Origin of the sequence: Lacticaseibacillus manihotivorans DSM 13343 = JCM 12514 (genome assembly GCF_001435035.1) — a bacterium.
GTDB lineage: Bacteria > Bacillota > Bacilli > Lactobacillales > Lactobacillaceae > Lacticaseibacillus > Lacticaseibacillus manihotivorans.
Window position 1 is genome coordinate 1 of sequence record NZ_AZEU01000012.1, and the last position, 7,003, is coordinate 7,003.

The 7,003-nt window shown below is 47.3% G+C and carries 8 protein-coding genes; all 8 read left to right on the forward strand.

The genetic code is table 11. The annotated features are described in order from the left end of the window. Nucleotides 1-379: 379 nt before the first annotated feature. The 8 genes from FD01_RS00605 to FD01_RS00640 all read left to right on the forward strand — a co-directional run bounded on the left by FD01_RS00605 (nucleotide 380) and on the right by FD01_RS00640 (nucleotide 6,966). A complete protein-coding gene (locus FD01_RS00605; protein WP_054719077.1) occupies nucleotides 380-928 on the forward strand; it encodes a hypothetical protein in 549 nt (182 codons plus the stop codon). Next, nucleotides 928-1,614: a hypothetical protein gene (locus FD01_RS00610; RefSeq protein WP_054719075.1), complete on the forward strand. Its 687-nt coding sequence runs from the start codon at nucleotides 928-930 to the stop codon at nucleotides 1,612-1,614. The genes FD01_RS00605 and FD01_RS00610 overlap by 1 nt, the downstream gene beginning before the upstream one ends. After that, entirely contained in the window at nucleotides 1,614-3,065 is a 1,452-nt protein-coding gene (locus FD01_RS00615) for a helix-turn-helix domain-containing protein (RefSeq protein WP_056962264.1), read from the forward strand. Before FD01_RS00610 ends, FD01_RS00615 begins: the two co-directional genes overlap by 1 nt. A 366-nt stretch (nucleotides 3,066-3,431) precedes the next feature. Continuing rightward, nucleotides 3,432-4,394 carry a WxL domain-containing protein gene (locus FD01_RS00620; protein ID WP_054719065.1) on the forward strand — a complete coding sequence of 321 codons (963 nt, stop codon included), beginning with the start codon at nucleotides 3,432-3,434 and terminating at the stop codon, nucleotides 4,392-4,394. Between the two features lie 74 nt (nucleotides 4,395-4,468). Continuing rightward, nucleotides 4,469-5,515, forward strand: coding sequence for a WxLIP family cell surface protein (locus FD01_RS00625; protein WP_056962265.1), 1,047 nt, complete (start codon nucleotides 4,469-4,471; stop codon nucleotides 5,513-5,515). Continuing rightward, nucleotides 5,502-5,942: a hypothetical protein gene (locus FD01_RS00630; RefSeq protein ID WP_056962266.1), complete on the forward strand. Its 441-nt coding sequence runs from the start codon at nucleotides 5,502-5,504 to the stop codon at nucleotides 5,940-5,942. Before FD01_RS00625 ends, FD01_RS00630 begins: the two co-directional genes overlap by 14 nt. Nucleotides 5,943-6,032: 90 nt before the next feature. Then, entirely contained in the window at nucleotides 6,033-6,587 is a 555-nt protein-coding gene (locus FD01_RS00635; protein ID WP_054719049.1) for a hypothetical protein, read from the forward strand. Then, nucleotides 6,580-6,966, forward strand: coding sequence for a sortase family protein (locus FD01_RS00640; RefSeq protein ID WP_056962267.1), 387 nt, complete (start codon nucleotides 6,580-6,582; stop codon nucleotides 6,964-6,966). Before FD01_RS00635 ends, FD01_RS00640 begins: the two co-directional genes overlap by 8 nt. The last annotated feature ends 37 nt before the right edge of the window (nucleotides 6,967-7,003 follow it).

Below are 7,003 nucleotides of genomic sequence, written 5' to 3' on the forward strand. Positions count from 1 at the left end.
TTTTGTCTGAGTGCTAACGATAGTGGCTAACTTGATTGTAAAACGCGGGAATATTTCCGAACAACTGACAACTTATCCGAATTAATATTCAGATTCAAAGTATTTCAAAAGCTGGGGTCGTGACGCGGAAACAGGTGTCGCTTATCAGTGAACAATTGTGGGGTTGGCTGAACCGCACCTGCATAAAAGCCTAGTCTTTTGCGATGCTTGGGGTCCTACAAATCCGAATTGGTTCCTTAAATTGAGTACCAATCCAAATCTGTATAAGGATTCTTATAAAAGCTGAACGCCATATAACATTCACGTAGCTTATATTTTTATTAATAAAACGTGCGGAAACTGCGGGTGGGGGCGCGCAGCCGCTGTAAGGAGAATGGGTATGACAAAACGAATTGATATGGTGGGACAACGTTTTGGCCGGTTAGTGGTCACCGCTTATGCCGGGCGAGACAATCATAATGGCAATGCTTTGTGGGAATGTGCCTGCGATTGTGGCAATACTGTGGTGACTGACGGCTACCGCTTGCGGCATGGCAGTACCAGCTCTTGTGGCTGTTGGCGGCGTGAAGTCAGCGTGGTCAACGCGCATAAAAATCCGGCCTTTGTCGCTCATATTGGCTCCCGGGCAGGATTTGGCATTCATGATGGTGTCAACTTGCAAGCCTCTTTGATCCCACGGCGCAACAATCGTTCTGGTGTGCCTGGCGTATCCTTTGATAAGACTTCAGCGCATTGGGTCGCGCGTTTGATGTTGCGTGGTCATTATGTGCTAAATCAAATGTTCGTCAATTACAGCGATGTCGTTGCGGCGCGTCGGGAAGCAGAAGAACGGTTTTTGACCCCAGAAGTAGAACGCCAACTCGACGCGGCGCCTGATTCTCGGAGTTTACAGCGGGTCTTGGCCGTCGTTGCCGCCCGCAAGCACTGATGCGCCGGTGGTGGCGTTTCTGGGCGAAATCAAAATCAATTTGGCTGACCCCAGAAGCGATTCAAGCCATTATGCCGAAAAACTCGCACAGTGTGATCGTCCGCTTTGGCGAAGCAGATCAACCGGATCGATTTTACTGGCAATTGCGCCGGCACGATCGGGTGAAAGATCTCGCCATTCGCGCTTTACAATTTCGCGACCGCGAGTTGACCTTGCCACTGACAGCAAGCGACGTGCAAGCATTCTTGGCAGCAGTTGATGTTGAAAAGTTGGTGCCTTTGTATTTACTGCAAGTGCCAGCACAAGACATTGATGCTGGGGTCATGGCGCAATTAAGTGGAGACACGCCAATGCCACGCGGTAACCTAGTTAACTTGGTCATGCCAGCGCAAGTGATGTATGACTTTTTGGCCAACGGGGCGAGTGATGATACGCAATCGCCAGTTTTAGTCGCTGAGTTGTTAGATGGTTGGCCGATGAAACATAGTCAAACCTTAGCGGCCTTTTTGCAAGGGTGTGCGCATTGCGAATTGCGCGCGGCCAAGCCATTGCCGAAATTCGGTGAGGTGCAAGTCAAAGATTGGCAACAAGCAGATGCGCAGATTACCGAATTGTTTGATCCACAACTGCGGCAAGCGGCTACCACAGATAAAATGGCAACTTTTGTGTTTACGGATGTTGAGTAATGAAAGGGGATGGGACTTTGATCGATTATGGTGAATTATTCTTAGAGCGAGCCGATTGGTTGAAGTACCAGCTCTATGTGGTGTTATCCCGTCCTTACGTCAAAGATGTGACTATCACTGACTTGGCGGTGATGATGAATAGCAAATATCAACCGACTTATAACATCTTTCAAGAATTATTGGATGATTTGGTCGACTTATCAGGTGAACCGCGCGAAAATGTCCGCACGGCGATGTTAGCTGGTGTGGATTTGCCACTAAGTCTGGACGCCTATCGCGCCAACTTGGTGCAAAACTCACTGGTTTATCGCTTAGTCGATTACGTGATCAAATCGCCAAGTCCTAGTGCTAGCCAGTTCTGTGATCAAGAATTCGTCAGTCGCTCGACGATTTCGCGCAAACTCAAGCCATTGAATGCCTTGTTGAAACAATACGGCTTGAAATTCAAACTTGCTAAGTTTGCCTTTGATGGCAATGAGATCAACATTCGCTATTTTCTGTTCACCATGTATTGGTGGGCATACCGTGGCACGACTTGGCCGTTTGCCTCAGTTGACCGCAAACAATTGGAAGAAGAATTTGAAGCGATCACCATTGTTCCGGATCGGCCATTGACTCATTTGCAACAATTGTACTTTTTGGCCATTGGACATTTGCGCGTCGGCAAACAAGCCCGGATCAAGCAGACTGTCAGCTTGCAACTGCTGGATGGCAAGGTCAATCGCCACAATTTGCGCCATGGTTGCATTCGACCACCGTTCACCTCTCTTGATGTTGCGGCGTTTAACTTTTTCCAAATCAGTCAATCGCGCTTTGATGTCCGCACGAGACGTCCAGAATCTGCAGCGGTTGAAATGGATCTGATGTTTGATGATCAAACTTCAGTGGTGATGAACAGCTTGGTTGCCAATGTGTATCGCGCAGAATGTGGCGATATCGATGACGACTTATACTTAAACTTGTTGCGGGTGATCAGTGGGTTCTTCATTTGTGGCGGACCAGTACCGCAAGCGCAAGATTATGTGGGTGGCGCGATGCTTGCCATCCCTAATGAAATTCAACAGATTTTGAAACAAGCAATCGCCGCTTTGCCTGAAGCCAAAGAATTTGACGTATTTCGGACTTTTGAAGAACGGTTTATCCTGATGATCGGCCCGCTGATCGTGCCGTATTTAGGCAATGTCCAACAACATCGCCGCTTGCAAGTCCGCTTATCCGTGGATCCGATGGCAGAAGGGTTGCGCGAGTTGCGCGAATTCGTCAATTGTGTCCCTTGGGTGGCCGGCGTTAGCGATACGGATTGCGATTTGGTGATCGGCAGTCGCGATTCACTGCAAGAAGTCCAGCCAGATTTCTCCTGGTATGCGAACGCGTTAAGTTTGTCGCCATACCGCGAAAGTTTGATCCGCACCATCGTTGACAAACAAACCCATTTAAATGTGATCGCATGATAAAAAGGAGGCGTACCCAGCCTCCTTTTTAGATGGGCTCACTTTTGAATAGTAGGCACAAATTCGCATCTTATTTAAAGATAAATTCAAAATTATGGTTTTGCTTGTCATGCATGACGAACGGTGATACCCACCCAATAAACGCCTAATACGTATACTTTTAACCCGTAAATCACCGGGTTGTATATGAACTTTTTGAATCAAAAAACTATACTTTCCAAATCTTCAAAAGGATTTTATAAAATGATGAAATTTTTGTGACGATATTGTGGATATACTAAAAGCATAAATTAAATATTTAAAACTTGTTCGAAAGGTGAACAAGGGTTGGGCTTCTCAACATACACACAAATGGAGGAAATTATCATGACTAACACGACTAAATTAACCGCAGCTGCTTTATTCTCCGCATTAGTTCTTGGCGCAAGTTTTGCTGGCAACACTGTATCCGCTGCGCCTGGTCCTAACCCAGACAACAATGGGAAAGTTAGTGAAACTGGGCACGCCTATGTTACTTTCACCAAAGATGGCGGCAGTCAAGTTAAGCACCCATCAGATCCAGGTGTTTCCTACACACCAAGCAACACCACTGATGTCACCAATGAAACTGGTTCAATCACCCTTGATGCGATTCCTTCTAGCTTGAACTTCGGGACGCAAGAAACCACTGGGGCTTCTCAAACAGTCCAACTGTTACAAAGTGAAGGTAAAGACTTCTCTAATGGCAAAGATGGTTCAACCACTGATCAAACCACTTTAGCTGACGGGACGAAAGCGGATCGTAAGATTTCATCCAACGGCCCTGCAACCTCTGATAGTGGTGCATCCAGTGATACTACTGGCAAAAACGACACAATCTTTACTCAAGTGACCAACGTTTCCTCAAACCAAGATATCACTTGGACATTATCAGCAACCCTGAGTAACTTCTATGCTGCCGGCAAAGCTGCTGATCCAAAGACTAACGCTATTCCAGGTGCGTTCATTACCATGAAGGATGGGAAGCACGTTAAAGATACTATCGATGGTGAAAAAGAATCTTGGATGCCTACTACAGACAAAATTGATGCAGGCTTGACTCTGAATGCCAACACTTCGACAAAGATCGTCGGTGCTACTAAGGACAAAGGTATCTTCCAACAACAATGGAACGTCGGTGGTGTTACGCTGACTGCACCACAAGGCGCACCTGTTGGTCAATACACCGCTGATATCGCGTGGACTTTGGAAGCTGGTCCAGCTGCTGATTTGGATGCCGCTGCACCTGTAACCCGAACTGGCTCTGAAACACCAGACGCTACCAAAACTCCTGATGACGGCACTAACTAAACATTAACATCGTTTGCTTCATGACCCTGGGGAGAACCACAAGAGGGTCAGACTAGCAGAAAGTGTGAGGGAATATGCGAAAATTGAAAACAAGTTGGCTGGTGATGTTGTTTGGCGCGATCTTTGCCATCGCAGGATTTGGGCACAATGTCCAAGCTGATGATGCAAACCCAGGAATTCAAGCAGTGCCGCTTTCGGTGATCCCGGTGCTCAACAAGTATCAAGTCAATAAGAATACCGGTTTCTACGATCTTGAAATGCAACCAGGTCAAAAGACTGAACTGCAAATGAAGCTGGCGAACACCAATGCCAAGGCAATTGTGGTCAAAATGCAGGCCATTGCCAGTACCACAGATGCTGGGTCGCATATTTCCTACGCTGAGCCTGATAAAGCTAAAGACTCATCCTTAGCTTATCCACTTTCCAGTTTGATCAAGATCCCCAAGGCTTATGAGAAACTGACCATTCCAGCTCGCACGACCGCGATGTTTCATATGCCATTGACGATGCCTAAGACCAAGTTCAAAGGGATTGTTCTAGGGGCGATTCGGGTTACACCAGTTGTGAAAGAATCAACAAAAGCGGGTGTCAACAACACGTATGGTTACTCTGTTGCAGTACGGCTTTCAAATGGCTTAAGCCAAACGCCGGACTTGCGTTTAAACAGTGTGGCGGTAACGCATGATTTTGCCGGAACTAATGTCGATGCGACGCTGCAAAACTTTAAAGCATCGATGTTGCGCAATGGTAAAGTTGAAACGCGGGTCACCAAGCGGGGTCAAAACCGGACGCTTAAAGCCTTAACTGTTAACAAAGCCAGTGCTGCACCAAATTCGACTTGGACTGTTCAAACACCATGGGATGGCGCGGTCGCACCAGGTGATTACACGATGCATGTGACTTATACCACTACTGATCCACAATTTTCAGGCACGAAGATCTGGAAGTTCAGTCGTAATTTCCATATTTCGACAGTGGACGCAGCGCGGTATAACCTCACCAATCTCAACATTCCATGGTGGGTATACGTGATCCTCGCAGTCATCTTGTTACTGTTAATCGTTGTAATCATCTTACTCATCAAACGTCGAAAGGGGGATAAACGCCGTGTCGAGAAGTGACTTATTGAAGCGCTTCTTGCTCGTGGTCACCATCTTATTAGGAATTGCCAGTGTCGGGAGCTACACGGTGTCCGCTGATTCATCTGGATCAAGTACCGCCGTGGTCAGCTTCACCCACCCAACGCTGAATCCTAGCAATCCACGTTTACCGCTTGCGGATACAAGTGGTGAAGTTGCCAATAACGGGACGCCAGGTAAAGACCAACAAACTGTTGTGGTTGATACCACTCCCGAAAAAACTAAGGTAACGGATACCTCAACTTCCACTTCAACGCGTCAAAGCTTGCCAAATACAAGTAGCACGCGCAGGTCTCTTCCACAAACTGGGACGGCCACGATGCCATTAGTCTTAGTATTGATGAGCATTGCAATGGGGTTGATGATGGGTTGGCAAGTGTTGACTAACGGGCGAAAGCTAGCTGAATGACCAAAACGAGCGCTGGGTGCCGGATCATCGGTAAACAGTGCTCGTTTTTTACTAGGATGTCTTAAACTTGCCGGAAAAGGGGAACCCAGCATGCGAATTTGGAAACGAATCAACCTAATCTTAGCGGCGATCGTGTTGCTGATCAGCGTGCTGGCAGTGGGCAAGCTTGCCTTTGGCTGGTACACGCAGCGCCAAGTCACCCCGCAAAAAGTCGTGATCGGTGCGCCGAGTGCGCCACAATCTGGCTCAAGTTCAAAATTGCGTTTGTCGGCCTTTCACTTCAGTTATGCGGTTGATTTCTTGAAGCGACCGACTTTGGTGGTGCAATACAAATTGAGCAATAAAGGCGGCGACACGGCTTGGCCGCAGTATGTATTGGACTCAAATGTGGTGTTTGCCCAACAAACCAATGCTGGTACTACTAGTGTGCTGGCAAAAACTGATGTTGCCAAAGGCCAGTTGAGCTTTTTGATGCAAAACTATCAAGAAAACTCTGACATTTTGTTGCGAGACGGCGAAACCGCCACGATGATCGCGACGTATCGTTTGGAAAGTCGCAATCGCCCAGTATCGATGATCGTGGGCAAAAAGCAACGCGAAACCATCAAACCATGGACCTTAAAGCAGGTGAAAGCAGATGAATAAACGTTGGCAACAAGGATTGATTTCCACTATTTTAGTCGCGGTGTTGGTGATTTTAGGGTTGTATCTGGCCCAAGATGCCATGGCGGCTTGGGTCGTGCGGCATAACACGGTCACAGTGACGAAAACCACGGTGAAAGCTGCGATCAAAAAACAAAAACCAACTTATAATTTCGATCAAGTCAAACCGTTGTCACTGGCGAGTTTAAGTGCAGCGGCGGTATCCAAACATGATGTCGGCGCAGTCGGAAAGCTAGTGGTGCCGGAATTGAATTTGGATCTGCCAATCGTTTTAGGCGTAGGGAATGCCCAACTGGCTTTTGCCGCTGGAACATTGAATCCTGGTCAAAAAATGGGTAAAGGCAAGTTTGAAAAATACTAGAGATAGAGATACCTAACCATAGGCGCACTCAAATAAG